Source organism: Roseomonas sp. 18066, assembly GCF_902706185.1.
Lineage (GTDB): Bacteria > Pseudomonadota > Alphaproteobacteria > Acetobacterales > Acetobacteraceae > Pseudoroseomonas.
Map to the genome: position 1 here is coordinate 1 of NZ_CACSJM010000056.1, position 24966 is coordinate 24966.

At 71.5% G+C, this 24966-nt stretch carries 25 protein-coding genes and 1 riboswitch; of the genes, 16 read left to right on the forward strand and 9 right to left on the reverse strand.

All coding sequences use genetic code 11. From position 1 onward, the window contains the following. Nucleotides 1-52: 52 nt before the first annotated feature. Entirely contained in the window at nt 53-796 is a 744-nt protein-coding gene (locus tag GVN67_RS13300; protein ID WP_159996662.1) for a carboxylesterase, read from the reverse strand. Nucleotides 797-804: 8 nt separating this feature from the next. Then, the gene (locus GVN67_RS13305) at nt 805-1962 is read right to left on the reverse strand and encodes a fumarylacetoacetate hydrolase family protein (RefSeq protein ID WP_159996664.1); all 1158 of its coding nucleotides are present in this window, start codon (nt 1960-1962) and stop codon (nt 805-807) included. A 124-nt stretch (nt 1963-2086) separates the two neighbouring features. Here GVN67_RS13305 and GVN67_RS13310 point away from each other — a divergent pair, with 124 nt between their 5' ends. The 5 genes from GVN67_RS13310 (at nt 2087) to GVN67_RS13330 (ending at nt 7351) form a co-directional block, all read left to right on the forward strand. Beyond that, a complete protein-coding gene (locus GVN67_RS13310; protein WP_159996666.1) occupies nt 2087-3427 on the forward strand; it encodes a sugar ABC transporter substrate-binding protein in 1341 nt (446 codons plus the stop codon). Next, nucleotides 3428-4354 (forward strand): carbohydrate ABC transporter permease, encoded by a 927-nt coding sequence (locus GVN67_RS13315; protein WP_159996668.1) that lies wholly within the window; start codon nt 3428-3430, stop codon nt 4352-4354. Beyond that, nucleotides 4351-5169, forward strand: a complete 819-nt coding sequence (locus GVN67_RS13320; protein WP_159996670.1) for a carbohydrate ABC transporter permease — start codon at nt 4351-4353, stop codon at nt 5167-5169. Before GVN67_RS13315 ends, GVN67_RS13320 begins: the two co-directional genes overlap by 4 nt. A 140-nt stretch (nt 5170-5309) precedes the next feature. Next, complete coding sequence (locus GVN67_RS13325) at nt 5310-6440, forward strand: glycosyltransferase family 4 protein (RefSeq protein WP_235035281.1); 1131 nt, start codon at nt 5310-5312, stop codon at nt 6438-6440. Then, on the forward strand, nt 6437-7351 hold the full coding sequence (locus GVN67_RS13330) for a glycosyltransferase family 9 protein (protein WP_159996674.1): 915 nt from the start codon (nt 6437-6439) through the stop codon (nt 7349-7351). The genes GVN67_RS13325 and GVN67_RS13330 overlap by 4 nt, the downstream gene beginning before the upstream one ends. Nucleotides 7352-7355: 4 nt before the next feature. Here GVN67_RS13330 and GVN67_RS13335 read toward each other — a convergent pair whose 3' ends face one another. Continuing rightward, the gene (locus GVN67_RS13335; protein WP_159996676.1) at nt 7356-7808 is read right to left on the reverse strand and encodes an Lrp/AsnC family transcriptional regulator; all 453 of its coding nucleotides are present in this window, start codon (nt 7806-7808) and stop codon (nt 7356-7358) included. A gap of 245 nt (nt 7809-8053) precedes the next feature. Here GVN67_RS13335 and GVN67_RS13340 point away from each other — a divergent pair, with 245 nt between their 5' ends. The 3 genes from GVN67_RS13340 (at nt 8054) to GVN67_RS13350 (ending at nt 10760) form a co-directional block, all read left to right on the forward strand. After that, nucleotides 8054-8686 (forward strand): glutathione S-transferase N-terminal domain-containing protein, encoded by a 633-nt coding sequence (locus GVN67_RS13340; RefSeq protein ID WP_159996678.1) that lies wholly within the window; start codon nt 8054-8056, stop codon nt 8684-8686. Further along, the gene (locus GVN67_RS13345) at nt 8679-9176 is read left to right on the forward strand and encodes a hypothetical protein (RefSeq protein ID WP_159996680.1); all 498 of its coding nucleotides are present in this window, start codon (nt 8679-8681) and stop codon (nt 9174-9176) included. The genes GVN67_RS13340 and GVN67_RS13345 overlap by 8 nt, the downstream gene beginning before the upstream one ends. Before the next feature lie 174 nt (nt 9177-9350). Next, nucleotides 9351-10760 (forward strand): M20/M25/M40 family metallo-hydrolase, encoded by a 1410-nt coding sequence (locus GVN67_RS13350; protein WP_159996682.1) that lies wholly within the window; start codon nt 9351-9353, stop codon nt 10758-10760. Here the strand turns inward: GVN67_RS13350 and GVN67_RS13355 are convergent. Then, nucleotides 10757-11629, reverse strand: a complete 873-nt coding sequence (locus GVN67_RS13355; protein WP_159996684.1) for a LysR family transcriptional regulator — start codon at nt 11627-11629, stop codon at nt 10757-10759. The two genes, GVN67_RS13350 and GVN67_RS13355, sit on opposite strands and share 4 nt — an antisense overlap. A 103-nt stretch (nt 11630-11732) precedes the next feature. Between GVN67_RS13355 and bla the strand changes: the two genes are divergently transcribed. Continuing rightward, on the forward strand, nt 11733-12602 hold the full coding sequence (bla, locus tag GVN67_RS13360) for a class A beta-lactamase (RefSeq protein ID WP_159996686.1): 870 nt from the start codon (nt 11733-11735) through the stop codon (nt 12600-12602). 122 nt (nt 12603-12724) lie between these two features. Here bla and gcvP read toward each other — a convergent pair whose 3' ends face one another. From gcvP to GVN67_RS13380, 4 genes are all read right to left on the reverse strand, one after another. Next, on the reverse strand, nt 12725-15649 hold the full coding sequence (gene gcvP / locus GVN67_RS13365; RefSeq protein ID WP_159996688.1) for an aminomethyl-transferring glycine dehydrogenase: 2925 nt from the start codon (nt 15647-15649) through the stop codon (nt 12725-12727). Further along, nucleotides 15646-16023 (reverse strand): glycine cleavage system protein GcvH, encoded by a 378-nt coding sequence (gcvH, locus tag GVN67_RS13370; protein WP_159996690.1) that lies wholly within the window; start codon nt 16021-16023, stop codon nt 15646-15648. The genes gcvP and gcvH overlap by 4 nt, the downstream gene beginning before the upstream one ends. Before the next feature lie 11 nt (nt 16024-16034). After that, on the reverse strand, nt 16035-17141 hold the full coding sequence (gene gcvT / locus GVN67_RS13375) for a glycine cleavage system aminomethyltransferase GcvT (protein WP_159996692.1): 1107 nt from the start codon (nt 17139-17141) through the stop codon (nt 16035-16037). Between the two features lie 149 nt (nt 17142-17290). Continuing rightward, nucleotides 17291-17393, reverse strand: a riboswitch (glycine riboswitch). Nucleotides 17394-17647: 254 nt separating this feature from the next. Next, on the reverse strand, nt 17648-18202 hold the full coding sequence (locus GVN67_RS13380) for a hypothetical protein (RefSeq protein WP_159996694.1): 555 nt from the start codon (nt 18200-18202) through the stop codon (nt 17648-17650). Between the two features lie 102 nt (nt 18203-18304). Here GVN67_RS13380 and ispH point away from each other — a divergent pair, with 102 nt between their 5' ends. The 3 genes from ispH to rnhA all read left to right on the forward strand — a co-directional run bounded on the left by ispH (nt 18305) and on the right by rnhA (nt 20798). Continuing rightward, the gene (ispH, locus tag GVN67_RS13385; RefSeq protein ID WP_159996696.1) at nt 18305-19282 is read left to right on the forward strand and encodes a 4-hydroxy-3-methylbut-2-enyl diphosphate reductase; all 978 of its coding nucleotides are present in this window, start codon (nt 18305-18307) and stop codon (nt 19280-19282) included. A gap of 69 nt (nt 19283-19351) precedes the next feature. Beyond that, nucleotides 19352-20326, forward strand: a complete 975-nt coding sequence (locus tag GVN67_RS13390) for a homoserine kinase (RefSeq protein WP_159996698.1) — start codon at nt 19352-19354, stop codon at nt 20324-20326. Further along, nucleotides 20316-20798, forward strand: a complete 483-nt coding sequence (gene rnhA, locus GVN67_RS13395; RefSeq protein WP_159996700.1) for a ribonuclease HI — start codon at nt 20316-20318, stop codon at nt 20796-20798. The genes GVN67_RS13390 and rnhA overlap by 11 nt, the downstream gene beginning before the upstream one ends. Nucleotides 20799-20801: 3 nt before the next feature. Here the strand turns inward: rnhA and GVN67_RS13400 are convergent, their stop codons facing one another. Then, nucleotides 20802-21110 carry a hypothetical protein gene (locus GVN67_RS13400; protein WP_159996702.1) on the reverse strand — a complete coding sequence of 103 codons (309 nt, stop codon included), beginning with the start codon at nt 21108-21110 and terminating at the stop codon, nt 20802-20804. Nucleotides 21111-21355: 245 nt separating this feature from the next. On the opposite strand from GVN67_RS13400, the gene GVN67_RS13405 reads away from it, so the two are divergent. The 4 genes from GVN67_RS13405 (at nt 21356) to GVN67_RS13420 (ending at nt 24961) form a co-directional block, all read left to right on the forward strand. Continuing rightward, nucleotides 21356-22372 carry an ABC transporter substrate-binding protein gene (locus GVN67_RS13405; protein ID WP_159996704.1) on the forward strand — a complete coding sequence of 339 codons (1017 nt, stop codon included), beginning with the start codon at nt 21356-21358 and terminating at the stop codon, nt 22370-22372. Between the two features lie 188 nt (nt 22373-22560). Beyond that, nucleotides 22561-22812: an acyl carrier protein gene (locus GVN67_RS13410; protein ID WP_159996706.1), complete on the forward strand. Its 252-nt coding sequence runs from the start codon at nt 22561-22563 to the stop codon at nt 22810-22812. Continuing rightward, entirely contained in the window at nt 22809-24020 is a 1212-nt protein-coding gene (locus GVN67_RS13415; RefSeq protein WP_159996708.1) for an acyl-CoA dehydrogenase family protein, read from the forward strand. The genes GVN67_RS13410 and GVN67_RS13415 overlap by 4 nt, the downstream gene beginning before the upstream one ends. Next, on the forward strand, nt 24017-24961 hold the full coding sequence (locus GVN67_RS13420) for an amino acid--[acyl-carrier-protein] ligase (RefSeq protein WP_159996710.1): 945 nt from the start codon (nt 24017-24019) through the stop codon (nt 24959-24961). The genes GVN67_RS13415 and GVN67_RS13420 overlap by 4 nt, the downstream gene beginning before the upstream one ends. The last annotated feature ends 5 nt before the right edge of the window (nt 24962-24966 follow it).

Below are 24966 nucleotides of genomic sequence, written 5' to 3' on the forward strand. Positions count from 1 at the left end.
GTCCGTGGGGATACTATCCCCCCGGCGGGGGTCTGGGGGCGGAGCCCCCAGGCTAGAGCAGCTCTTCCAGCGTGTTGGTCAGCGTGGCGATGTCTTCGTCGCGCGACAGGCGATGGTCGCCGTCCTTGATCAGGACGACTTTCGTATCGCTGGACGCGATATGGTCGGCGATGCGGATCGCCGTCTGCCAAGGCACTTCCGCGTCGCGCATGCCTTGCAGCAGCCGCACCGGCCCTGAGAAGGGCAGGGGCGCGTTCAGCACGCGCTGGTCCTTGCCGTCCTCGATCAGCCGCAGGGTGATCGGCACGGGCGGCCCGTAGGGGCTGTCGAGGTGGATGATGCCGTCGCGCAGCAGCGCCTGCTGCTGCTCGGCCGAGAAATGCGGCCACATCAGGTCTTCGGTGAAATCCGGCGCCGCGGCGATGCCGAGCAGCGCCTGGATGCGCTCGGGCATGCGGCGGGACAGGAGCAGGCTGATCCAGCCGCCCATGGAGGAGCCGACCAGCACCAGGGGCCCGGTAGTCAGCTTGTCCAGCACGATGGCCGCGTCCTCGGCCCAGCGGCCGATGCAGCCGTTCTCGAAGGCATCGTCGCTGGTGCCGTGGCCGGCATAGTCGAAGCGCAGGAAGGACTGGCCCTGGGCCGCGCACCAGTCGCGCAGCGCCAGGGCCTTGCTGCCCTCCATGTCGGAGCGGAAGCCGGCGAGGAAGACGACGGTCGGCCCGTCGCCCTCCAGCCGCGCCCAGGCCAGGTGGGTGCCGTCGCCGCGATCGAGGCGCCCCGTGGTCTCGGCCATGGCCTCGATCATGCCTTCGGCAGGCCGCGGCGGGCGAGGTTGGCCATCAGCGCGCCGATGCCGAAGGTCCAGGGCGGGCATTCATCGGTGCGGCGGACGGTGTTGCTCAGCGCGCCCAGCCGCGGGCTGGCGATGCGCACCACGTCGTCCATGCGGTGGGTGAAGCCGGCCCCCGGCGCGCCGCGGTCCTTCGACGGCGAGAAGGGCGTGCCGAGGAACAGCGCCGCCCCGTCCGGATACTGGTGGTGGGCGTTCAGCATCTGGCCGACCAGGTCGGTCGGGTCGCGGCTGATGCTGCCGACCTTGCCAGCCTCGTCCAGGGTGAAGCCGTCGGTGCCGGTGATGGTCAGGCGGATCTCGGCGGCGCGGATATCCTCGATGCCGAAATCGTCGGCGAAGAGGCGGATGGCCGGGCCGATGGCGCAGGCGGCGTTGTTGTCCTTGGCGCGGCCGAGCAGCAGGGCGGAGCGCCCCTCGACGTCGCGCAGGTTCACGTCATTGCCCAGCGCCGCGCCGACGATGGTGCCGGCCGCGTTCACGGCCAGGACCACCTCGGGCTCCGGGTTGTTCCAGTCGCTGCCGGGATGGATGCCGATCAGCGCGCCGGAGCCGACGGCGGAGAGCGACTGGCCCTTGGTGAAGACCTCCGCATCCGGGCCGATGCCGACCTCCAGATACTGGCTCCACCAGCCGCGGGCGATCAGGTTTTCTTTCAATGCGATCGCTTCGGCGCTGCCGGGGCGGAGCGCCGCCAGGTCGTCGCCGATGATGTCGCGGATCTCGCCGCGGACGCGCTCGGCCTGGCTGGCATCGCCGCGGCAGCGCTCCTCGATCACCCGCTCCAGCATCGAGCGCGCATAGGTCACGCCGCAGGCCTTCAGCGCCTGCAGGTCGAAGGGGGCCAGCAGGCGGTAGGGGCCTTCCCCCGCCAGCAGGGCGGGCAGGTCCAGCGCCAGGGGCTCGCCCTCGGCGCCGATGGCGCTGACCGGGTCGGCGCCGTTCAGCCAGGCGCTGACGGTGCCATAGGCCGGGGTCATGTCCATCACCTGGCCGCCGGACAGGGCGAGCGCCAGCGGGCCCTCGGGCCCCTCGGCGCGCAGCGCGAAATGGCCGTCCCTCCAATCGGCGGGCAGGGCGGTCGGCGCGGCGGGGTCGGGCTGGGTCATTCTGGGACGTCCTCCATTTCCGGCTTTCTCGTAATCCTAACCGATGGCGCTTGCCATCCGCCCCGTGGGGATGAAAGCATAACATCACAACCGGCAAAGTCCGGGACCGGGGAGGAGTGAAACGATGTCCGAGCTCACGCGGCGCATGGCGCTTCGGGCCGGCCTTCTGGCCGTGCCGGCCTTGGCGGCGCCGCCGCTGGTGGCCAAGGTGGGGGCGCAGCAGGCCTTCGACTGGCAGCGCTTCAAGGGCGAGAAGGTCGAGGCCAGCCTGACCTCCAACCCGCGCTCCTCCCTGCTGATCCAGCACCAGCGGGAATTCGAGGAGCTGACCGGCATCAAGGTCGGCGCCGAGCAGATCCCCGAGCAGCAGCACCGGCAGAAATTCGCTATCGAATTCGCCTCCGGCCGGCCGTCCTTCGACGTGGTCGGCATCAGCCTGCATGTCAGCAAGCGCCAGGTCGGCCGCGCCAAATGGTGCGCCGACATCAAGCCGCTGATCCAGGATGCGAGCATGACCGCGCCGGATTTCGACTTCGGCGATTTCGGCGCGGGGTCGGTGACCTATTCCACCCAGGCCGATGGCCGGATGGATACCCTGCCGGAATTCACCGACTACTTCATCATGTACTACAACAAGGAGCTGCTGGCGGCGAAGAACATCGCCGTGCCGAAGACCTTCGACGAGCTCTACATCGCCGCCAAGGCGCTGACCGACCCCGCCAAGCAGCAATACGGCTTCGTCGGCCGCGGGCTGCGCAACGCCAACGTGGTGCTGTGGAGCTCCTTCCTGCTCGGCACCGCGCAGCGCGACACCGTCAGCGCCGACATGAAGCTGCTGACCGACACGCCGGATGCCGTCTGGGCCACGCAGATGTACCAGAAGATGATGCGCGAATGCGCGCCGCCCGGCAGCGTCGGCTTCAACTGGAACGAGTGCCAGACCACCTTCATGCAGGGCCGCGCCGCCTTCTGGATCGACGGCGTCGGCTTCGCGGCGCCGCTCGAGGACAAGACCCGCTCCCGCATCGCCGGCAAGGTCGGCTATGCGGTGTCGCCGGCCGGCCCCGCCAACCATCATTGCTGCCTGTTCGGCACCGCCTTCGGCATCAGCGAGCAGAGCCGCCGGCGGGGCGCCGCCTGGTACTACCTGCAATGGGCCAGCGGCAAGGCGAACCAGCTGCGCTACCTGACCTCCGGCGCCGGGGCGCCCGCCCGCAGCAGCCCCTTCAGCAACGAGGAGGCGATCAGCACCAGCCGCTTCCCGCGCGAGTTCTTCACCACGCTGGCCGAAAGCGCCCGCATCGCCCGCCCCGGCCTGCCGGAGATCGTGCCGGTCACCGAGTTCCGCGACACGCTGGGCACCGCCATCACCAACACCATCGGCGGCGCCGACCCGGCGACCGAGCTGAAGCGTGCCACCGACGCCTTCCGCCCGGTGCTGGAACAGTCGGAGCGGGCGACCTAAATGGCGAATGGCGCCACCGCCCTGCCGGGGGGCACGGCCACCGCCGTCGCCGCCCCGCGCCGCCGCAACTATGCCCGCCGCTATGGCTGGTTCATCGTCCCCGCCGGCGTGGTGGTGCTGGCCGTCATCCTGTTCCCCTGGGCCTTCACCCTGTTCATGTCGGCCCATGAATGGAAGATCGGCGGCGGCCACCATTTCGTCGGCCTCGACAACTACCGCAAGCTGTTCACCGACGAGCGCTTCCTCTGGTCGGTCGCCCGCACCTTCTACTTCACCGCCCTGGCCGTGGTGCTGCCGATGATCTTCGGCGTGGCCGCGGCCATGGTCTTCTCGCGCAACTTCCCGCTGCGCGGCCTGGCACGCACCATCTTCATCCTGCCGATGATGGCGACGCCGGTGGCGGTGGCCCTCGTCTGGACCATGATGTTCCACCCGCAGCTCGGCGTGCTGAACTGGCTCCTGACGCAATTCGGCATCCCGCCCAGCATGTGGATCTACGACGCCCGCACCGTCATCCCGACGCTGGTGATGGTCGAGGTCTGGCACTGGACGCCGCTGGTCATGCTGATCGTGCTCGGCGGCCTGGCCTCGCTGCCGATCGACCCCTACGAGGCGGCCAAGATCGACGGCGCCAGCCCCTGGCAGTCCTTCCGCCACATCACCTGGCCGCTGCTGCTGCCCTTCATCGTCGTGGCGCTGATCATCCGCACCATCGACGCGCTGAAGGCCTTCGACACCATCTATGTCATCACCCAGGGCGGACCCGGCACCAGCAGCGAGACCATCAATATCTTCCTCTACCTGCAGGGCTTCGCCTACTACAACATGGGCTATGCCAGCGCCGTGGTGGTGGTCTTCTTCCTGCTGATCGTGTCGCTCGCCGCCCTGCTGCTCTGGACCCGCAACCGGGTGAAGGACGCGGCATGATGCGCATCCTGGAAAAGATCGGCTTCGCCGCGGCGGTGCTGATCCTGGTCTCGCCCGGCGCCATGGTCTTCCTCTGGATGCTGTCCCTGGCCCTGAAGACCGAGCTGGACAACACCGCCTGGCCGCCCGTCTTCATCCCAGACCCACCCGTCTGGGACAACTTCCTGTCGGTTTTCGCCCGCAACGACTTCCTGCTCTACACCTGGAACAGCGTCGTCACCTCCTTCACCGCCACCGGCCTGGCCCTGCTGATCGGCGTCCCCGCCGGCTACGGCATCGCCAAGATGCGCGCGACGCGCGCGGCCATGCTGATCCTGATCGCCCGCATCACCCCGGGCCTGTCCTACCTGATCCCGCTCTTCCTGCTGTTCCAATGGCTCGGCCTGACCGGCACCCTGGCGCCCATCATCATCACCCACCTGGTCATCACCGTGCCCATCGTGGTCTGGGTCATGATCGGCTTCTTCGAAGGCCTGCCCGGCGAGCTGGAAGAAGCCGCCCTGGTCGACGGCGCCACCATCTGGCAGGCCTTCCGCCACGTCGCCTTCCCGCTCGCCCGGCCCGGGATCACGGTGGCGACGATCCTGTCCTTCATCTTCTCCTGGAACAACTTCATCTTCGCCATGGTCCTCGCCGGGCGCGAAACCCGCACCCTGCCCGTGGCGGTGAACAACATGCTCACCTTCGAGCAGATCTCCTGGGGACCCCTCGCCGCCGCGGCCCTGCTGGTGACGCTGCCGGTGCTGCTCCTGACCCTCGCGGCGCAGAAGCAGATCATCGCGGGGCTGACAGCAGGCGGGGTTAAAGGAGGATAAGAGTCCGGGGGCATTGAATGCCCCCGGGCCCCCACATCAACGGCCGTCACCCGCGCAGCACCACGACTGCACCTCCGTCAGGGCAGCACGGCGGGACGACATACTGGTCAGGCACGACACCTGCCGGTATGCCAAACCCCATGTCCTCCAGGCCCGCCATCCTCCAGCTGCTGCCCGCCCTGAACAGCGGCGGCGTCGAACGCGGCACCCTGGAAATCGCCGAAGCCCAGGCCGCGGCCGGTTACCACCCCATCGTCGCCTCCGCCGGCGGACGCCTGGTGCCCGCCCTCGAAGCCCTCGGCGCCACCCACGTCACCCTGCCGCTCACCGGCAAGTCGCCCCTCGCCTGGGCCGCCAATACCCGCGCCCTGCGACGGCTGATCCGGGAGCACGGCATCCGCCTGGTCCACGCCCGCTCCCGCGCGCCGGCCTGGGCCGGATTGACCGCGGCGCATCGGGAAAAAATCCCCTTCGTCACCACCTATCACGGCGCCTACAACGAGAACTTCCCCGGCAAGCGCCTCTACAACTCGGTCATGGCCCGCGGCGACCGCGTCATCGCCATCAGCCATTTCATCGCCGAGCTCATCCAGTCCCGCCACGGCACCGACCCGTCGCGCATCCGCATCATCCCCCGCGGCGTCGACCTGCGCCTTTTCGACCCGGCGGCCGTCACGCCGGACCGCATCGACGCCCTGCGCCAGGCCTGGGACATCCCGCGCGACCGCCCGGTCATCCTGCTGCCCGCCCGCATCAGCCGCTGGAAAGGCCAGGGAGTGCTGCTGGACGCTTTAAGCAAACTCGAAAAGAAACCCTTCGCCATCCTGCTCGGCGACCATGGCCGAGGCGCCTATGCGGCGGAGCTCCGCGCCCGCATCGCCAGCCTCGGCCTGGCGCAGGACGTCGCCATGCCCGGCCACACCGGCGACATGCCCGCGGCGCTGCTGCTGGCCGACCTGGTGCTGCATGCCTCGACCGATGCGGAAGCCTTTGGGCGTACGGTCGTCGAGGCCCAGGCCATGCGCCGCCCGGTCATCGCCGCCGACCTCGGCGCCCCGCGCGAGACCGTGGCGCAGGGCGTCACCGGCTGGCGCGTCCCCCCCGGCGACCCCGCGGCCCTGGCCGAGGCCATCCGCACTGTCCTGGCCATGCCGGACAACGACCGGGCCGCCATCGGCGCGGCGGCGCGGGCGGCGGTGCAGCGCGACTACACCACCGCGGCCATGCAGGCCTCCACCATCGCCGTCTATCGGGAGCTGCTGGGCGCATGACGACGCGCATCCTGGTCATCAAGCTGGCGGCGCTGGGCGACTTCGTGCAGGCCTTCGGCCCCTTCGCCGCCATCCGCGCGCATCACCCCGGCGCCGAGATCACCCTGCTGACGACGAAGCCCTTCGCTGGCCTGGCGGAAAGATCCCCCTGGTTCGACCGCGTCTGGGCCGACGGCCGGCCCTCCTGGGGCGACCTGCGCGCCGTGGCCGCGCTGGCGCTGCGCCTGCGCAGGGCCGGGTTCGACCGGGTCTATGACCTGCAGACCTCCAGCCGGTCGTCGCGCTATCGCCTGTTCACCGGGCGCCGCGCCGAATGGTCGGGCATCGCCGCCGGCGCCAGCCACCCCCATGCCAACCCGCTGCGCGACACGCTGCACACCGTCGAGCGCCAGCGCGAGCAGCTCGAGGCCGCCGGGATTTCGGCCTTTCCGCCGCCCGCGCTCGACTGGCTGGCCGGCGATCTGTCGGCTTTCACGCTGCCGGAACAGTTTTTCCTGATGATCCCCGGCGCCTCGCCCGGCCGCCCCGGCAAGCGATGGCCGGTCGAGCATTTCGCCGGGATCGCCACGAGCTCGGACATCCCGGCGGTCATCCTCGGCGGGCCGTCCGAGAAGGAATTGGCGGCGCGCATCGTGGCGGCCGCGCCCTCCGCCATCGACCTGACCTCCCGCACCGACCTGACCCAGATCGGCGCGCTGGCCCGGGTGGCGCGTTTCGCGCTGGGCAACGACACCGGCCCGACCCATCTGGTGGCCGCCGCCGGCTGCCCGACCCTCGCCCTCTTCGGGCCGGACAGCGACCCGGCGCTTTGCGCCCCCCGTGGTCCGGCGGTGGCCGTCGCCCGCGCCATGCCGATGGCCGACCTGCCGGTCGAGGCGGTGCGCCGGGCGCTGGCCGGCCTGGTCGCCTGACGCCTCAGGGCAGCGGCGAGATCGACCGCTTCAGGCTGCGCAGCGCGAAGGCGGTGCGGGTGTGGCGCACGCCGGGCAGCCGGTACAGCTTCTCCCGCAGCAGCGCCTCATAGCCGGCGGTGCCGCCCACCGCCGCCTTGATCAGATAGTCGTATTCGCCGGTGGTCAGGTGGCATTCCAGCACCTCCGGCATGTCCTGCACCGCCTGCTCGAAGCGGGCCAGCGCCGCCTCGTCATGCTTCTCCACCATGATCTCGACGAAGACGGTGTCGGGCAGGCCGAGCTGCGCCTGGTCCAGCAGCGCCACATAGCCCTGGATCACGCCGGACTGCTCCAGCCGCCGCACCCGCGTCCAGCAGGGCGAGGGCGACAGCCCGACCTCGGCGGCGAGCTCGGCATTGGTCAGCCGCGCATTGCGGGCGAGCGCGCGGAGGATGCGGTGGTCGGTCTGGTCCATGACGGGCTTTCGCTTCAGGCGTTCCGGGCCATGCCAGCGCGGCGACCGCGCTGTGGCTTCCGGTGGCTTTTCAATCCATGCGGCAGAATGCGGCGGCGCTGCCCGGGAAGGGCGCTCATTTCTGCCACGTTCAGGCTGCAAGAGGCATTGGACGGGTAGAAGTCACAACCGCTGGCCGCAGTCGCCAGCGCAACGTTGACAGCGCGGGTCTTTTGCTCACAGCATCGGGAGGAGAGGGGGCAGCAATGCACCTGCATGGATATCGCCGCTGTGTCGCCACCTGGCGGGTCCAGATCGCCCTTGCCCTGAAAGGGGTCGAGGCGGAGCTGCTGTTGCGCGACCCCCCCGAGGACGCTGGCCGCACCGCCCTGCCGGCCGGCATCGCCGCCGGCGTGCCGCGCGGCCCCAGCCCGATCCTGAAGCTGCCCGACGGCCAGCTTCTGCACAATGCCACCGCCATCCTGGAATGGCTCGAGGAAATCTGGCCCTCGCCGGCGCTGCTGCCGCCCGACCCGGCGATGCGCGCCCGCATCCGCGCCTTTTCCCAGACGGTCGCGGGCGAGGTGCAGATGCTGCACAACCCCCGCGTGCTGGCGCGGCTGCGCGCCACCGGCGCTTCCGAGGGCCAGGCCCAGGGCTGGGCCCGCCAGGCCATCACCGAGGGGCTGGAAGCCGGCGAGGCGCTGCTCGACGACGCCGCCGGCCCCTTCTGCTTCGGCGACCGCCCCGGCATGGCCGATATCCACCTGGTGCCGCAGCTGCAGCTGGCCCGCCGTTTCGGGGTGGAGCTGGTCTTCCCCCGGCTGCTGGCCGCCGAGGCCGCCAGCCTGACCCTGCCGGCCTTCCACGTCACCCTGCGGGAGACGCAGCATGCCTGACAGCCCGCTCTGCAGCCTGAGGTTGTGCATCCTGGGCTTGTACGCCCCATCCGGCGTGCTGGCCAGCACGGGCTTCGCCTTTCTGGCGAGCATGCTGCTGGCCGGCCCCGCCGCGGCGCAGGGGCAATTGCCGTTGCGCAGCATCGCCGTTCCCGCCGGGGCCGGCATCGTCATCCCGCCGCGCGGCCAGGACCGGCCGCGGCTGGTCGCGCCCCCGCCCGGCGCCGCCTCCGGCGGGCTGGCCGGGGCTCCCGGCATGCCGGGCGCGCTGGCGGGCGGGGCGCTGGCCGGCGGCGCCGTGGCTGAGGCCGCCGCGCCGCTGATCCTGGCACCCGCCGCGGGCATCGGGCTGGCGGCGCCGCTCGGCATCGGCCTGCCGCTGGCCGCCGCGGCGCTGCTGGGCACCGGCGCCATCGGGGGCGGCTCGGGCGGGTCCTCCGGCGCGGCGACGGCGGCTTCCGGTGGCGCGCCGGCCCGCACCAGCCGCTGAGCCGCGTTTCCGAGTTCCAGATTTTGGAACAGGATTGGCCGGAAAAACCAAGGCAAGCGTGAGCATGGCCGTTGACGGGGGCGCTGCCGCGCCGCATTGGCTGCGGCCAACACGCCGTGGCCACCCCGAGCCCGGGGCCTGCCGCCGCGGGCCGGGAAAAGGGACTTCGGGGTGATGGCGACACGGGATGGCGCCTTGGCGCGGGCGGCGCGCTTCTTCGACCAGGGCGGCTTCGCCGAACGCCTGGCGGCGCTGGTCGCGATCCCCTCGACCTCGCAGGAAGCCGCGCATGCGCCGGCGCTCGCCCGCTACCTGGCCGAGGGCATCGCCCCCTGGCTGGCCGAGATGGGCTTCGCCAGCCAGGTCCACGACAATCCCGAAGCCGGCTTCGGCCCGATCCTGACCGCGACCCGCATCGAGGACCCGGCGCTGCCGACGGTGCTGCTCTATGGCCATGGCGACACCGTCGCGGGCCTGGCGGCGCAATGGTCGGACGGCATCGCCCCCTGGGCGGTGACCGATCGCGGCGACCGCTGGTACGGCCGCGGCACCGCCGACAACAAGGGCCAGCACGCCATCGACCTGGCCGCGCTGCAGGCCGTGCTGGACGAGCGCGGCGGCCGCCTCGGCGCCAACGTCAAGCTGGTGCTGGAGACCGCCGAGGAACGCGGCAGCAAGGGCCTGCGCGATTTCGTCGCGGCCCATGCGGAAGAACTGTCGGCCGATGCGCTGATCGCCTCCGACGGGCCGCGGGTCGAGCCCGGCCTGCCCACCATCGCCACCGGCACCCGCGGCACCTGGCATTTCGACCTGGCGGTGCGGCTGCGCCAGGGCGGCGTGCATTCCGGCCATTGGGGCGGGCTGACCACCGACCCGGCGATCCTGCTGGCGCATGCGCTGTCGACCATCATGGACCGCAACGGCAAGATCCTGGTGCGCGGCTGGCTGCCCGGCGACGGGCTGGGCAGCGGCGTGCCGGCCGCGGTGCGCGCGGTGCTCGATGGCTGCCCGGTCGGCGGCGGCGACGGGGCGGCCACGATCGACGAAGGCTGGGGCGAGCCCGGCCTGACCCCGGCCGAGAAGATCTATGGCTGGAACAGCTTCATCGTGCTGGCGATGACCAGCGGCGTGCCGGAGAACCCGGTCAACGCCGTCGCCCCCGATGCCTGCGCCCATTGCCAGATCCGCTACACCGTCGACAGCGACCCGGCGCATTTCGAGGCGGCGCTGCGCCGCCACCTGGACCTGCACGGGCTGGAAGCGGTGGCCATCGAGCAGGCCGCCATCCGCATGCCGGCCAGCCGCACCTCGCCCGACCACCCCTGGGTGCTCTGGGCCCAGGCCAGCATGCAGAAGAGCCTGGGCCAGCGGGTGCAGGTCATCCCCAATAGCAGCGGCGGCCTGCCGGGCGATGTCTTCGTCGACCACCTGGGCGTGCCGCTGGTCTGGGTGCCGCACAGCTACAATGGCTGCAAGCAGCACGGGCCCGACGAGCACCTGCTGAAGGCCCCGGCGCGCGAGGGCCTGCTGGCCTTCGCCGGGATGTGGTGGGACCTGGGCGAGCCTGGGACGCCGGCCCGCTAATCTCCGGTGGCGGCCTCGGCCAGCAGCCAGTCCTGGAAGCTCTGCAGCGCCGGCACCATCGGCCGCGAGCGCAGCCGGGTCAGCCAGTAGCTGCCCAGCGCCACCTCCTGCGCGAAGGGCCGCACCAGCCGCCCCGAGCGCAGGTCGCGGGCGAAGAGCCGCGCCGGCAGCAGCGCGACGCCCGCCCCCTGCGCCGCCGCCTCGGCCAGGGCCAGCGACGAATCGAACAGGAAGCCGCGCAGGGGCGGGCAGGGCAGCTCCAGCCCGGCGAACCAGCGCGCCCATTCATCGGCGCGGTAGGAGCGCAGCAGCGTCTCGCCGGAAAGATCCTCGGGCTGCCGCAGCCGGGGCGCCAGCGCGGGCGCGCAGGCCGGGGCGAGGGGCGCCGAAAAAAGCTCCACCGCCTCGGTCCCGTGCCAGGCGCCGTCGCCGAAGCGGATGGCGCCGTCCAGCCCTTCGCCCGCCAGGTCCACCCGGTTGTTGTTGGTCTGCAGCCGCAGGTCGATGAAGGGATGCGCCGCCCGAAAGCGCTCCAGCCGCGGCAGCAGCCAGCCGACCGCGAAGCTGCTGACCACGCCCAAGGTCAGCACCTCCTGCAGCTGCCCGCCCTCGAAGCGGTCCAGCGTGCTGGCGATGCGGCGGAAGGCCTCGGCGATCTCGGGCAGCAGGGCGGCGCCCTCATCGGTCAGGGCCAGGCCGCGCGGCAGGCGGCGGAACAGCGCCACCCCCAAATTTTCCTCAAGGCTCTTCACCTGGTGGCTAATGGCGGCCTGGGTGACATGCAGCTCCAGCCCGGCCTTGGTGAAGCTCAGATGGCGGGAGGCCGCCTCGAAAGCCCTGAGCGCGTTCAGGGGCAGATGGGTGCGCATGGCTCCAGACCCAAATTTTTCTGATGTTTCGCCCGAGATCTCCCCGTTTGTCGAGGGGCTGCGCGCCGGCCAGGTTGCCGCCACCCGAACCGGAGGAACCTGCATGACCATCCACCGCCGCAGCCTGCTCGCCGCGGGCCTGGCCTTCGCCGCCGCCCCCGCCTTCGCCGCCACGCCGCTGGAAAAGCGCCTGGCCGAGATCGAGGCGCGCTCCGGCGGCCGCCTGGGCGTCGCCATCAAGGTCGGCGGCAGCAGCCGCCAGGCCGGCCATCGTCTGGACGAGCCTTTTCCGCTGTGCAGCACCTTCAAGCTGCTGGCCGCCGCCGCCGTGCTGGCCCGCGTCGATGCCGGGCAGGAGCAGCTGGACCGTCCGATCCGCTTCACCCGCGACCAGCTGGTGGCCTATTCCCCCGGCACCGAGGCCGGCGCCGGCGGCCCCGGCCTGCCGATGCGCCACCTCTGCGAGGTGGCCGTCACGCTGAGCGACAACACCGCCGCCAACCTGATGCTGGAAAGCCTGGGCGGCCCCGCCGGCCTGACCGCCTGGCTGCGCCGCCTGGGCGACAGCGTGACCCGCCTGGACCGCATTGAGCCCGCGCTGAACGAAGGCACCCCCGGCGACCCGCGCGACACCACGACGCCGCTGGCGATGAGCCAGACGATGGAAAAGCTGCTGCTCGGCACGGCGCTGAAGCCCGACAGCCGCGCCCTGCTGACCCGCTGGCTGGTGGAGAACAAGACCGGCGACGAACGCCTGAAGGCCCACCTGCCCCAGGGCTGGCGCGCCGGCGAGAAGACTGGCACCGGGCCGCGCGGCAGCACCAACGATGCCGGGATCCTGTGGCCGGCGGACGGGTCGGCGCCTTTGCTGGTCTCGGCCTATCTGACCGGGACCCCGGCCCCTCTCGCCGCGCGCAACGCGGCGCTGGCGGAGGTGGGGAAGGCTGTGGCGGCGTTTTATAAAGTCATTTGAAGGACAGAGAAGAACGGGAAGGCCAGGGGAATGAATTCCCCTGGACCCCATCTTTTTTCTGTTCACCGGCGGTGACGGGACCTGCGCCTTACCGGCACCCACGCCAGGGCGTCACGGCGGGACTACTCCGCTGCTTGCGCGTACTCTTCCAACGGCGCGCAGGTGCAGATCAGGTTCCGGTCGCCGTAGACGTTGTCGACGCGCTTCACCGGCGGCCAGTACTTGTGCGCCGCCACGAAGGGCAGCGGGAAGGCGGCTTCTTCCCGGCTGTAGGGATGCGTCCAGTCGCTGGCGGCGATCTCGCCGGCGGTGTGGGGCGCGTTCTTCAGCGGGTTGTCGGCGCGGTCGCTGCGGCCCTGCTCCACCGCGCGGATCTCGGCGCGGATGGCGATCATGGCGTCGCAGAAGCGGTCGAGCTCGGCCTGGGTCTCGCTTTCGGTGGGCTCCACCATCAGCGTGCCGGTCACCGGCCAGGACATGGTCGGCGCGTGGAAGCCGTAATCCTGCAGGCGCTTGGCGATGTCCTCGACCAGCACGCCACCGCCCTGCTGGAAGCCGCGGCAGTCCAGGATGCACTCATGCGCCACCATGCCGCGGGCGCCCTTGTAGAGCACGGGGAAGTGCCCATCGAGGCGGCGCGCGATGTAGTTGGCGTTGAGGATGGCGACCTGGGTGGCGCGCGTCAGCGCCTCGGGCCCCATCATCCGGATATAGGCGTAGGAGATCGGCAGGATCGAGGCGCTGCCGAAAGGCGCCGCCGAGACCGGGCCATAGCCGGTGGCGGGACCCGCCTCGGCCAGCAGCGGGTGGTTCGGCAGGTGCGGCGCCAGGTGGGCCGCGACGCCGATCGGGCCGACGCCCGGGCCGCCGCCGCCATGCGGGATGCAGAAGGTCTTGTGCAGGTTCAGGTGGCAGACATCGGCGCCGATCCGGCCGGGGGCGGTCAGGCCCACCTGCGCGTTCATGTTGGCGCCGTCCATGTAGACCTGGCCGCCGGCCGCATGCACCGCGTCGCAGATGCGGATGATCTCCTCCTCGAAGACGCCATGCGTGGACGGGTAGGTGATCATCAGCGCCGACAGCTTTTCCGCGTGCTGCGCGATCTTGGCGTCGAGGTCGGCGAGGTCGACGTTGCCGTCGCGGTCGCAGCCGACGACGACCACGCGCATGCCGGCCATCACGGCCGAGGCCGGGTTGGTGCCATGCGCCGAGGAGGGGATCAGGCAGACATCGCGCTGCGCCTGGCCGCGCGCCTTGTGGAAGGCGCGGATCGCCAGCAGCCCGGCATATTCGCCCTGGCTGCCGGCATTCGGCTGCAGCGACACGGCGGCGAAGCCGGTGATGGTGGCCAGCCACCCCTCCAGCCGGCGGACCAGGGCGATATAGCCGGCGGCCTGGTCGACGGGGGCGAAGGGATGGATGTCGGAGAAGCCCGGGAAGGTCACCGGGATCATCTCGGCCGTCGCGTTCAGCTTCATCGTGCAGGACCCGAGCGGGATCATGCTGCGGTTCAGCGCGACGTCCTTGTCCTCCAGCGACTTCAGGTAGCGGAGCATGGCGTGCTCGGCGTGGTGGGTGTTGAACACCGCCGCCGTCAGGAAGGCCGAGCCGCGCGCCAGCGCCGCCGGGATGCCGCCCTGGGGCGCCAGCTCGGCGAGGGTGGTGGCCTTGGCCCCGACCTTGGCCAGGATCGCGACCAGGGTCTCGAGCTCGGTGCGGGAGACGGTCTCGTCGAGCGCGATGCCGACGCCGGTGGCGTCGATCCGGCGCAGGTTGAAGCCGCTCGACAGCGCTTCGGCCATCAGGGCGTCGGCCTTTGCGCCGGCCTCGATGGCCAGGGTGTCGAAGAAGGCGTCGTGGCGCAGCGTGAAGCCGGCGCGGGTGGCGGCATCGGCCAGCAGCTGCCCCTGCAGCGCGACGCGGCGGGCGATGCGGACCAGGCCCTCGGGGCCGTGCCAGACGGCGTACATGCCGGCCATGACGGCCAGCAGCACCTGGGCGGTGCAGATGTTCGACGTCGCCTTCTCGCGGCGGATATGCTGCTCGCGGGTCTGCAGCGCCAGGCGCATGGCCGGACGGCCGGCGGCATCGACCGAGACGCCGACCAGGCGGCCCGGCATCAGCCGCTTATAGGCGTCCTTGACCGCCATGAAGGCGGCATGCGGGCCGCCATAGCCCATCGGCACGCCGAAGCGCTGCGAGGAGCCGATGACGACATCGGCGCCCATCTCGCCCGGCGGCGTCAGCAGCACCAGCGACAGCGGGTCGGCGGCCACGATGGCGAGGCCACCCACGGCCTGGATCGCCGCGATCTCGGCGGTCAGGTCCCGGATCTGGCCGGTCGAGCCCGGATACTGCAGCACCAGCGCGAAAGGCTTCTTCTCCGCGCAGCCGGTCGCGATGTCCACGACAGGCACGACGACAACGGAGAGAGACAGCGGCTCGGCGCGGGTCTGGATGACGGCCAGCGTCTGCGGATGCACATCCGCCGCGACCAGCAGGGTCTGCGACTTCGACTTGCTGGCGGCGAGGGCGAGCGCCATGGCCTCGGCCGCGGCGGTCGCCTCGTCCAGCAGGCTGGCATTGGCCATCGGCAGGCCGGTCAGGTCGGTGACCATGGTCTGGAAATTGACCAGGGCCTCCAGGCGACCCTGGGCGATCTCGGCTTGGTACGGCGTGTAGGCCGTGTACCAGCCCGGATTCTCCAGCACGTTGCGCAGGATCACCGGCGGCACCTGGGTGCCGTGGTAGCCGAGGCCGATCAGCGAGCGCCGGCGGGTGTTCAGCTCGGCGAGGCCGCGCAGCTCGGCGATCGCTTCCGCCTCGTTCACCGGGGCCGGCAGCGTCGAGAAATCCTGGCCGCGGATCGCCTTGGGAACCGTCTTCTCGGACAGCTCCTCCAGGCTGGCGACGCCGACCACCTTCAGCATGGCGGCGATCTCGGCCTCGCCCGGGCCGATATGCCGGGACGCGAAGGCGCCGTGATCCTCGAGCGCCGCGAGCTGGTCGAGCGGAGAGCTCGCGGATGTGGCTTGCGCGCTGCTCATGCCTGGCTGTCCGCGAAGGCCTGGTATTCGGCCTCGGTCATCAGCGCGGCGATCTCGGCCTCGTCGGCCGGCTTGATCTTGAAGAACCAGCCCTCGGTGGTCGGCGCGCTGTTCACCAGCGCCGGGTCGTCGGCCAGGGCCTGGTTGGACTCGACGATGGAACCCGCGATCGGCGCATAGACATCGGAGGCCGCCTTGACGCTCTCGACCACGGCGCAGGCCTCGCCGGCCGCGACGTCACGCCCGGCTTCCGGCAGGTCGACGAAGACGACATCGCCCAGCGCGGTCTGCGCATGGTCGGTGATGCCGATGGTGGCCACGCCACCCTCCAGCCGCACCCACTCGTGATCCTTGGTGTATTTCAGCTCGGCCATGGGGCAGGTCCTTATCGGGCGTAGCGGTGAGGAATGAAGGGGGTGGCGGCGACCCGGGCGGGCACGGGCTTGCCGCGCACCATCAGGTCCAGCTTCGTGCCGTCGGTCGCATGCTCGCGCGCCACATAGCCCATGGCGCAGGGGCCGTTCAGGCTGGGGCCGAAGCCGCCGCTGGTCACCTCGCCGATGGTCGTTCCGCCGACGGCGATCTCGGTATGGCCGCGGGCCGGCTGGCGACCCTCGGGCAGGATGCCGACGCGCAGGCGCTTCGTCCCGCCATCGAGCTCGGCCCGGACGCGCTCGGCGCCCAGGAAATTCCACTCGGCGCGGCGGCGCTTGCCGATGGTCCAGGTCAGCGCGGCCTCGACCGGGCTCGTCGTCTCGTCGATGTCGTTGCCATAGAGGCACAGCCCGGCCTCGAGCCGCAGCGAATCCCGCGCGCCCAGCCCGGCCGGCACCACGCCCGGCAGCGCCAGCAGCAGGCGGGCCAGGGCCTCGGCCTGGCCAGAGGCGACGCTGATCTCGACGCCGTCCTCGCCGGTATAGCCGCTGCGGCTGGCCAGCACCGGGATGCCGCCGATCGTCGTCGACGCCACGCCCATGAAGGGCAGGGCGGCGAGCGCGGGCGCCAGCGGCGCCAGCAGGGCCAGCGCCTGCGGGCCCTGGAAGGCCAGCAGCGCGCGATCCTCCAGCCGGTTCAGCTTGACGCCGGACGGCAGCACCGCCTCGATCGCCGGCAGGTCCAGGTGCTTGCGGCTGGCATTGACCACCAGGAACAGCCGGTCGCCCAGGTTGGCGACCATGAAGTCGTCCAGGATGCCGCCCGAAGCGGTCATCAGCAGGCCGTATTTCTGCCGGTTCGGCTTCAGGATCTGGATGTCGGCAGGCGTCAGCTGCTCCAGCGCGGCGGCGGCGCCGTCGCCGACCAGCTCGGCCTGGCCCATGTGGGAGACATCGAACAGCGCGGCGCCGGCGCGGGTGGCCAGGTGCTCGGCCATGATGCCGGCCGGGTACTGCACCGGCATGGAATAGCCGGCGAAGGGCACCATGCGGCCGCCCAGCTCGCGATGCAGGGATGCCAGGGGCGTTTCGAGAAGGATCTCAGCGGATTCGGCCACGCAGCCTCCAACGCCGCGCCGGGGGCGCAGCGGGTCAGGGTTCGTGGCCCCCCTCTGTCCGATGACCTGAGAGATTCAGCGCGGGCGTTGCGCGCCTTACTCCGTCGGTGCCGGCCCCTGATTCCAGGTGCCGGGCTTTCCAGAGGCCCCTTCTCCACGCGGCCCTTTGTGCCTGAGCGTTTCCGGGGGCCGGTTGCGCCTTCGGCGACAGCGTCCCGGACCCGGGCCGCCATGCTCTCCCGCGTGGGATCAGCAGGTGGGGTCTCCTTGCCCCAGGGGAGAAGGCAAAGCAAGTGAAGGGTAGGCCAGGGGAATGAATTCCCCTTTTTCTGTCAGGCTGCCGCTGCCTCCTGACCAGGCGGGACGCTGCACTCAAAAACTTCGCCCCGCCGCGATGCCCTGGTGCGGCATCCGACGGGGCGCTGGTCGCTTAACGGCCGTGGATCAGAAAAAAGATGGGGGTCTGGGGGAATTCATTCCCCCAGCCTGCCCGATCCTGGGTCGTCCTACCGCGGCCCACGCGCCCGGTTCAGAGCCAGCTCATCCGGCGACAGGACGAAGCCCAGCCAGATCTGCCGGCGGGCGGCGGCCTGGGGGTTGCCGGGCAGGCGGATGCTGATTTCGTCCGACCCCTGGGCGCGGGACACGTTGGAGGCGAATTCCACCTGCAGGCCGTAGGTGGTGGGCGGCGCCACCGGCTGGTCGTCCTGCATGACGGCCACCATGTAGGTGATCTGGGCGGCGTTGCCGCGGAAGGCGGGGCCGCGTTCGACCAGGAAGCTGGGGGTGATGGCGACGTCCAGGCCGCCATTGCGCCCGTAGTCGCATTTCGCCTGGAAGCCGGAGACCGAGGCATTGAGCTCCATCGCCGTCAGGTCGCGCCCGCCGCCGCTGCGGAACCGTGTCAGGTCGGCCGCGTCGGCAATGATCGAGATCCTGGGGCAGGGGGCCAGGCTGTCGAGCAGGGCATTGCCCCGGTCGCTGCCGCCGCAGCCGGCGAGCAGCGCCGTCGCGCCCATTGCCGCCATCATGCTGACCCGGAGGTTCCGCGCCTTGACCATGCTGCCACTCTTCCTCTTAGTGCCGGGTCTCGATAGCACGGCCGGATGGCCGTCCATCACCCCCTGTCGCAGCCCCACCCCCGGACAGGCCGGGCGGAGCCCATGAATCACCACGCCCCCATCGAACAGGCTGCCATGACCGTCAAGCCCGCCCTGCACGTCCTGCTCGCCGGTCCGCGCGGCTTTTGCGCCGGGGTGGACCGGGCCATCAAGATCGTCGAGGAATCGCTGAAGCGCTTCGGCGCGCCGGTTTATGTGCGCCACGAGATCGTTCACAACAAGTTCGTCGTGCAGAGCCTGGAGGCCCAGGGCGCCATTTTCGTCGAGGAGCTGCACGAGGTGCCGCAGGACGCGCCGGTGGTCTTCTCCGCCCATGGCGTGCCGAAATCGGTGCCGGCCGAGGCGCAGCGGCGCAACATGGTCTATCTGGACGCCACCTGCCCGCTGGTCAGCAAGGTGCATCGCGAGGCGGAGCGGCATTCGGCCGCCGGGCGCCATATCCTGCTGATCGGCCACAAGGGCCATCCGGAGGTGATCGGCACCATGGGCCAGCTGCCGCCCGGCAGCGTCACCCTGGTCGACAACCTGGCGGAGGCCGAGACGGTCATCCCGCCCGAGGGCCCGCTGGCCTTCACCACCCAGACCACCCTGTCGCTGGACGACACCGCCGAGATCGTGGCGACGCTGAACCGCCGCTTCCCGCATCTGGTCGGCCCGGCGAAGGAGAGCATCTGCTACGCCACCACCAACCGGCAGGGCGCGGTCAAGGCGATCGCGGCCCGCGCCCAGATGGTGGTGGTGGTGGGCGCGCCGAACTCCTCCAACTCGGTCCGGCTGCGGGAAGTGGCGGAGCGCGCCGGCTGCGAGCGGGCCATCATGGTCCAGCGCGGCCGCGACCTGGACATGGCCCTGGTCGAGGGCGTCCGGGTGCTGGGCATCACCGCCGGGGCCAGCGCGCCGGAGGTGCTGGTGGACGAGGTGATCGACCGGCTGCGCGCGATCTACGATCTGACCCTTGAGGAAGTCGTGGTGGCGGAGGAAAACGTCACCTTCAAGCTGCCGGCCGCGCTGGCGCGCTAGCGGGTGATCGCCTGAGACGGATTCGTCGAAAGGCGTGAATCACCCGCTCAACTGCTAACTGGAGCGCCGATGGCGGTCTATACCGAGGTCACGGAGGCTGCCTTGCAGGCCTTCCTGGCCGATTACGAGCTCGGCGAGCTGGTCGCCCTCCGCGGCATTGCCGAGGGGGTGGAGAACAGCAACTTCTCGCTGCAGACCACCGGCGGCAGCTATATCCTGACGCTCTACGAGAAGCGGGTCGATCCGGCGGAGCTGCCCTGGTTCCTGGGCCTGATGCGGCACCTGGCGGCGCAGGGCCTGTCCTGCCCGCTGCCGGTGGCGGGGCGCGACGGCGTCGCGCTGCGCCAGCTGGCCGGGCGGCCGGCGGCGATCTGCACCTTCCTGCCCGGCGGCTGGCCGCGGCGGGTGCGGCCGGAGCATTGCGCGCCGCTGGGCGCCGCCCTGGCGACGCTGCATTCGGCCGGCGAGGGGTTCCGCGCCGAGCGGCCGAACGGCCTGGGCCCGCGGTCCTGGGCGCCGCTGCTGGATCGCTGCCGCGCCGGCGGCGACGCCGTGCAGCCCGGGCTGATCGCCGAGCTGGACGGGCATCTGTCCGGCATCCTGGGCGCCTGGCCGGTCGGGCTGCCGCGCGGGCATATCCATGCCGACCTGTTCCCCGACAATGTCTTCTTCCTCGAGGATGCGCGCGGCTCGCCGCGGGTCTCCGGGCTGATCGACTTCTACTTCGCCTGCACCGACACGCTGGCCTATGACCTGGCGATCTGCCTGAACGCCTGGTGCTTCGAGCCCGACTTCGCCTTCAACGTCACCAAGGCGCGCGCGATGATCGGCGCCTACCAGGCGCTGCGCCCGCTGAGCCAGGCCGAGGTCGAGGCGCTGCCGGTGCTGTGCCGCGGCGCCGCGATGCGCTTCCTGCTGACCCGGCTGTTCGACTGGACCAACACCCCCCCCGGCGCCATGGTCACCCGCAAGGACCCGCTGGAATACCTGAAGCGGCTGCGCTTCCATGCGGGCGCGAAGGACGCCAGCGCCTATGGCCTCTGACGCTGTGGAAGCCACCCCCGGGGCCGAGGCCCGGCTGGTGGAGATCTGGACCGATGGCGGCTGCAAGCCCAATCCCGGCCCGGGCGGCTGGGCGGCGATCCTGCGCTACGGCACGGTCGAGAAGGAGCTGTCGGGCTTCGATGCGGCCACCACCAACAACCGCATGGAGCTGACGGCGGCGATCATGTCGCTGGAAAGCCTCAAGCGCCCCTGCACGGTGGTGCTGAACACCGACAGCGAATACGTCCGCAATGGCATCAGCCGCTGGGTCAACGGCTGGGTGCGCAACAACTGGCGCAACGCGGCCAAGGATCCGGTGAAGAACATGGAGCTGTGGCAGCGCCTGCTGGCCGCCGCCAAGCCGCACAAGGTCGATTGGCGCTGGGTGCGCGGCCATGCCGGCGACCCGATGAACGAGCGCGCCGACGTGCTGGCGACCCGGGCGCGGGTCAATGAGGGGCGGGAGGGCTAGCCGTCACCCCGGCGCCGGCCCGATGAAGGGCTGCGCCGCCTCCAGCGCCGCGTGGCAGGCCGGCACCTCGGCCTGCAGCACCGCCTGGTAGGTGGTCATCCCGGTCCAGACACGGAACACCGAGACGACGCCGTGCAGCGGGTCCTCGCCATAGACCCGCGCCAGCACCGGCCGGGCGGCGGTGACGCAGCCGGTCACCTGGCTGATCACCGCCGGCGGCGCGTGGAGCCGGGCCAGGCGCGCGCCGAGCTCGGCCTGCGCCGGCTGCAGGATGAAGGTGCTGACGAGCATCAGGAAGAAGTCTTGCAACATCGGAGGCTGGTTCCCGCTGGCGGTGGATGCGTCTGATCCGACATCACGCCGCGGCCACCGGGGGCCGCCTGCGCCAGAGGGGCCCGGATCGGGTCTCGCAACCCAGGTCATGGCGGCGGGCCAGGCTTTCAAGTGACACGTCGCGGACAGGCCGCCGACACGCCGCCGCGGCGCGATGGCCGAGGGTTGAAGGGTGCGCGCCCCCGCGATCTGCTATCGCGGCCGCCAGCAGCAGCGAGGCGAGGATGCGCAACCCCGATGGTTCTCTCCCCCGCCGCGCCCTGCTGGGCGGGCTGGCGGCGGCGGCGGGCCTCCGCCCGGCGGCGGCGGCGGAAATCCGCCTCGACGACGCCTTCGGCGGCATCGTGCTGAAGGGGATCCCGCAGCGGGTGGTCTCGCTCGGCTTCACCACCCAGGACACGCTGCTGGCGCTGGGGGTGCTGCCGGTCGCGGTGCGGCACTGGTTCGGCGAGGCGCCGGGCGCCATCTGGCCCTGGGCGCAACCGGCGCTGCAGGCGGTCGCTGGCCAGGGGCCGGCGCCGGTGCTGCTGAGCGGCGATATCTCGGTCGAGCGGGTCGCGGCGCTGCGGCCCGACCTGATCATCGGCATCGGCTCCGGCATGCCGCCCGAGATCCACGCCACCCTGTCGAAATTCGCCCCCGTGCTGATGCAGGAGCGCGACCAGGCGGCCTTCGCCACGCCCTGGGACATGCTGGCCCGCCGCATCGGCCTGGCCACCGGCCGCAGCGCCGCGGCCGAGGCCGCCATCGCCGCCACCCGCTCGCGCTTCGCCGAGGCGCAGGCGCGGCATCCTGGCTGGGCCGGGAAGCACGCCGTCGCCGCCTATGCCTTCGGCGGCGAGACCGGCGCCTTCATCCGCAGCGACACCCGCGGCCGCTTCCTGGCCGAGCTCGGCTTCGCCCAGCCCGAGGCGGTGGCCCGCCTGCCGACCAGCTACGGCTTCTACGCCCGGCTGTCGCCCGAGGACCTGTCGCCGCTGGAGGCCGACCTGCTGGTCTGGGTGATCGCCACCGAGCAGGTGCCCGAGGTCGCCGGCCTGCCGCTGCGCCGACTGCTGCGCGCGCATCGCGAGGGGCGGGAGGTGGTGACCACGGCGCTGGTCTCGGCGGCGCTGTCCTATGGCAGCATCCTGTCGCTGCCCTTCGCGCTGGAGGCGCTGGAGCCGGAGATCGTCGCCGCCATGGATGGCGACCCGGCGACGCCGGTGCCCTCGGCGCGGGGCAGCGGGATCGCGCCCTAGCCGGGCCGGGCTGCCGCCGGCTTTCCAATCACCCGGTCTTAGTAACGAATCATTGATCTTCCTGTGGAAGGGTGCTCAAGGGGCGGGGCGTTGCCGTTTCTCGCCAGGGGTCGCTCCCTGCGCGGCGGCCGGCGCCTCATGGTTTTGTCCTGCCTTAACAAGGACTTATGAGGGTTTCGGGGGGATTGATGACGGGTATTGAGACGGCGGTGCGGGATGCGCTCGCCAGCCGCGCGCGGCTTTCCAGCGATGCCAAGGCGATCGGCGCCGAGGATGACCTGTTCGACCGTGGCCTGACCTCGCTGATGACGGTCGATGTGATGCTGGCGCTCGAGGAGCGCTTCGACCTCGAATTCCCCGAGGAAGCGCTGACCCGCAACTCCTTCCGCTCGGTCGCCTCGCTGCGCGACCTGCTGGTGAGCCTGGGCGCCAACGCGTGACCGGCGCCGGGCCCCTCGCCGAGGCGATCGCCGCGGCCGCGTCGCCTGCCGTCGCCCCGATCGAGGGTCCGGCCGCGGTCGCCGCTGCCCATGCCGAGGCCGTCGACCGCGAGGGCCGCTTCCCGGCCGAGGCGATCGCGGCGCTGCGCCAGGCCGGCCGGCTCGGCATGCTGGTGCCCAAGGCGCTGGGCGGCCCGGGCGGCACCCTGGCCGATGCGGTGCGCGACTGCTTCGCCGTGGCGCGCGGCTGCGGCTCGGCCGGCATGGTTCTGGCCATGCATCACAGCCAGATGGCCTGCCTCGTCGCCCATGCCGGCGACGCCGCCTGGCCGCGCGAATACCTGGCGCGCGCCGTGCGCGACGGGCTGCTGCTGGCCTCCGTCACCTCCGAGGAAGGGGTGGGGGGCAATCTGCGCCGCTCGCTCTGCGCGCCGGAGCCGGCCGCGGCCGACGATGCCGACCAGCGCGCGCATCTGGTGAAGCGCGCCACCAACATTTCCTACGGCGCCCATGCCAGCGCCCTGCTGCTCTCCGCCCGCCGCGCGCCGGACGCCGCCGAGGCCGACCAGGTGCTGTGGCTGCTCGGCCCCGACGACTACACGCTGGAGCGCACCGGCGGCTGGGAGACCATGGGCATGCGCGGCACCCGCTCCGAGGCCTTTGTCGTGCGCGCCCGCGCCGGCGCCGAGCAGGCGCTGTCGACCGGCTTCGGCAGCATCGCCACCGAGACGATGACGCCGGTCACCCACATCCTCTGGGCCGGCCTCTGGATCGGCATCGCCGCCGATGCGCTGGACCGCGCCCGCAACGCGGTGAAGGGCAAGCTGCGCAAGTCCGGCGGCAGCGCCGTCGGCGCCCCCGGCACGCCGCGCCTGGCGGCTGCCGCCGAGAAGCTGCTGGCGGCCGAGGCGCTGCTGGCCTCGGCGCTCCGCCGCTACGGCGAGCCGGGCAGCGCGCAGTCGCGCGAGATGCGCCCGGCCGAGGTCAATATGCTGAAGACCTCGGTCTCCGAGGCGACGCTCGACGCGGTCGGCCAGTGCCTGATCGCCGCCGGCCTCGCCGGCTACCGCGTCGACGGGGCGCATGCCCTGTCGCGCCACCTGCGTGACCTGTGGTCGGCACCGCTGATGGTGCCGAACGATGCCATCCGCGCTGCCTCCGCCACTCTGATGCTGGGCCCGCGCCCGCAACTCGGGAGATTCCTGTGAGCGACGTCATTTCCCCCCGGATGCCGGCCGAAGCCGGCCGGCCGGAAGTCTTCCGCGATGCGCTGCTCGCCGCCGGCGTGCTGCTGGATGGCGGCGGCGAGGGGCTGGCGCTGCGCTCCGGCGCCTTCGAGGAGGCCGCCCGCGGCATCGAGGCGCTGATGGCGCGGCAGATGGCCGATGACGGCGCCGAGATCATGATGCCGCCGCCGGCCATGCCGCTGCGCACCCTGACGCGCACCGGCTACATGCGCTCCTTCCCGCAGCTGGCCGGCACCGTCTCCTGCTTCTGCGGCGACGAGCCCGGGCATCGCCGCCTGGTCGCCAGCATGGAGGCCGGCGAGACCTGGACCGGCCAGCAGGAGCCTTCCGAGGTCTCGCTGATCCCGGCCGCCTGCTACCTGACCTATGGCCAGGTCGCGCAGCGCGGCCCGGTCGCCATGGACGGCAAGCGCGTCGCGGTGGAGGCCTGGTGCTTCCGCCACGAGCCCTCGCCCGATCCCTGCCGCATGCTGATGTTCCGCATGCGCGAATGCGTCTATTACGGCACGCCCGACGGCGCGAAGGCGCATCGCGACCAGTGGCTGGCCCGCATGGGCGAGATGGCGGCGATGCTGCAGCTGCCCTACACGATCGAGCCGGCCAACGACCCTTTCTTCGGCCGCATCGGCAAGATCATGGCGCGCAGCCAGCTCGAGCTCGAGCTGAAGATGGAGCTGCTGATCCATGTCTCCGACACCGTGAAGCCGACCGCCTGCGCCTCGGTGAACCTGCATCTGGACAGCATGGGCGCCAAATGGGGGCTGGAGACGGCGGATGGCGCCGTCGCCCATACCGCCTGCGGCGCCTATGGCATCGACCGCCTGACCCTGGCGCTGTTCCGCCACCACGGCCCCGACCTGGCCGCCTGGCCGGCGGGGGTGCGCGCCGCGCTCTGGCCCTGAGCCGC

What these genes read in the sequence shown, in the direction of transcription:
- GVN67_RS13300 (WP_159996662.1), bottom strand. Translation starts at nt 796, where the DNA reads ATGGCCGAGACCACGGGGCGCCTCGATCGCGGCGACGGCACCCACCTG.
- GVN67_RS13305 (WP_159996664.1), bottom strand. Translation starts at nt 1,962, where the DNA reads ATGACCCAGCCCGACCCCGCCGCGCCGACCGCCCTGCCCGCCGATTGG.
- GVN67_RS13310 (WP_159996666.1), top strand. Translation starts at nt 2,087, where the DNA reads ATGTCCGAGCTCACGCGGCGCATGGCGCTTCGGGCCGGCCTTCTGGCC.
- GVN67_RS13315 (WP_159996668.1), top strand. Translation starts at nt 3,428, where the DNA reads ATGGCGAATGGCGCCACCGCCCTGCCGGGGGGCACGGCCACCGCCGTC.
- GVN67_RS13320 (WP_159996670.1), top strand. Translation starts at nt 4,351, where the DNA reads ATGATGCGCATCCTGGAAAAGATCGGCTTCGCCGCGGCGGTGCTGATC.
- GVN67_RS13325 (WP_235035281.1), top strand. Translation starts at nt 5,310, where the DNA reads ATGTCCTCCAGGCCCGCCATCCTCCAGCTGCTGCCCGCCCTGAACAGC.
- GVN67_RS13330 (WP_159996674.1), top strand. Translation starts at nt 6,437, where the DNA reads ATGACGACGCGCATCCTGGTCATCAAGCTGGCGGCGCTGGGCGACTTC.
- GVN67_RS13335 (WP_159996676.1), bottom strand. Translation starts at nt 7,808, where the DNA reads ATGGACCAGACCGACCACCGCATCCTCCGCGCGCTCGCCCGCAATGCG.
- GVN67_RS13340 (WP_159996678.1), top strand. Translation starts at nt 8,054, where the DNA reads ATGCACCTGCATGGATATCGCCGCTGTGTCGCCACCTGGCGGGTCCAG.
- GVN67_RS13345 (WP_159996680.1), top strand. Translation starts at nt 8,679, where the DNA reads ATGCCTGACAGCCCGCTCTGCAGCCTGAGGTTGTGCATCCTGGGCTTG.
- GVN67_RS13350 (WP_159996682.1), top strand. Translation starts at nt 9,351, where the DNA reads ATGGCGACACGGGATGGCGCCTTGGCGCGGGCGGCGCGCTTCTTCGAC.
- GVN67_RS13355 (WP_159996684.1), bottom strand. Translation starts at nt 11,629, where the DNA reads ATGCGCACCCATCTGCCCCTGAACGCGCTCAGGGCTTTCGAGGCGGCC.
- bla (WP_159996686.1), top strand. Translation starts at nt 11,733, where the DNA reads ATGACCATCCACCGCCGCAGCCTGCTCGCCGCGGGCCTGGCCTTCGCC.
- gcvP (WP_159996688.1), bottom strand. Translation starts at nt 15,649, where the DNA reads ATGAGCAGCGCGCAAGCCACATCCGCGAGCTCTCCGCTCGACCAGCTC.
- gcvH (WP_159996690.1), bottom strand. Translation starts at nt 16,023, where the DNA reads ATGGCCGAGCTGAAATACACCAAGGATCACGAGTGGGTGCGGCTGGAG.
- GVN67_RS13380 (WP_159996694.1), bottom strand. Translation starts at nt 18,202, where the DNA reads ATGGTCAAGGCGCGGAACCTCCGGGTCAGCATGATGGCGGCAATGGGC.
- ispH (WP_159996696.1), top strand. Translation starts at nt 18,305, where the DNA reads ATGAATCACCACGCCCCCATCGAACAGGCTGCCATGACCGTCAAGCCC.
- GVN67_RS13390 (WP_159996698.1), top strand. Translation starts at nt 19,352, where the DNA reads ATGGCGGTCTATACCGAGGTCACGGAGGCTGCCTTGCAGGCCTTCCTG.
- rnhA (WP_159996700.1), top strand. Translation starts at nt 20,316, where the DNA reads ATGGCCTCTGACGCTGTGGAAGCCACCCCCGGGGCCGAGGCCCGGCTG.
- GVN67_RS13400 (WP_159996702.1), bottom strand. Translation starts at nt 21,110, where the DNA reads ATGTTGCAAGACTTCTTCCTGATGCTCGTCAGCACCTTCATCCTGCAG.
- GVN67_RS13405 (WP_159996704.1), top strand. Translation starts at nt 21,356, where the DNA reads ATGCGCAACCCCGATGGTTCTCTCCCCCGCCGCGCCCTGCTGGGCGGG.
- GVN67_RS13410 (WP_159996706.1), top strand. Translation starts at nt 22,561, where the DNA reads ATGACGGGTATTGAGACGGCGGTGCGGGATGCGCTCGCCAGCCGCGCG.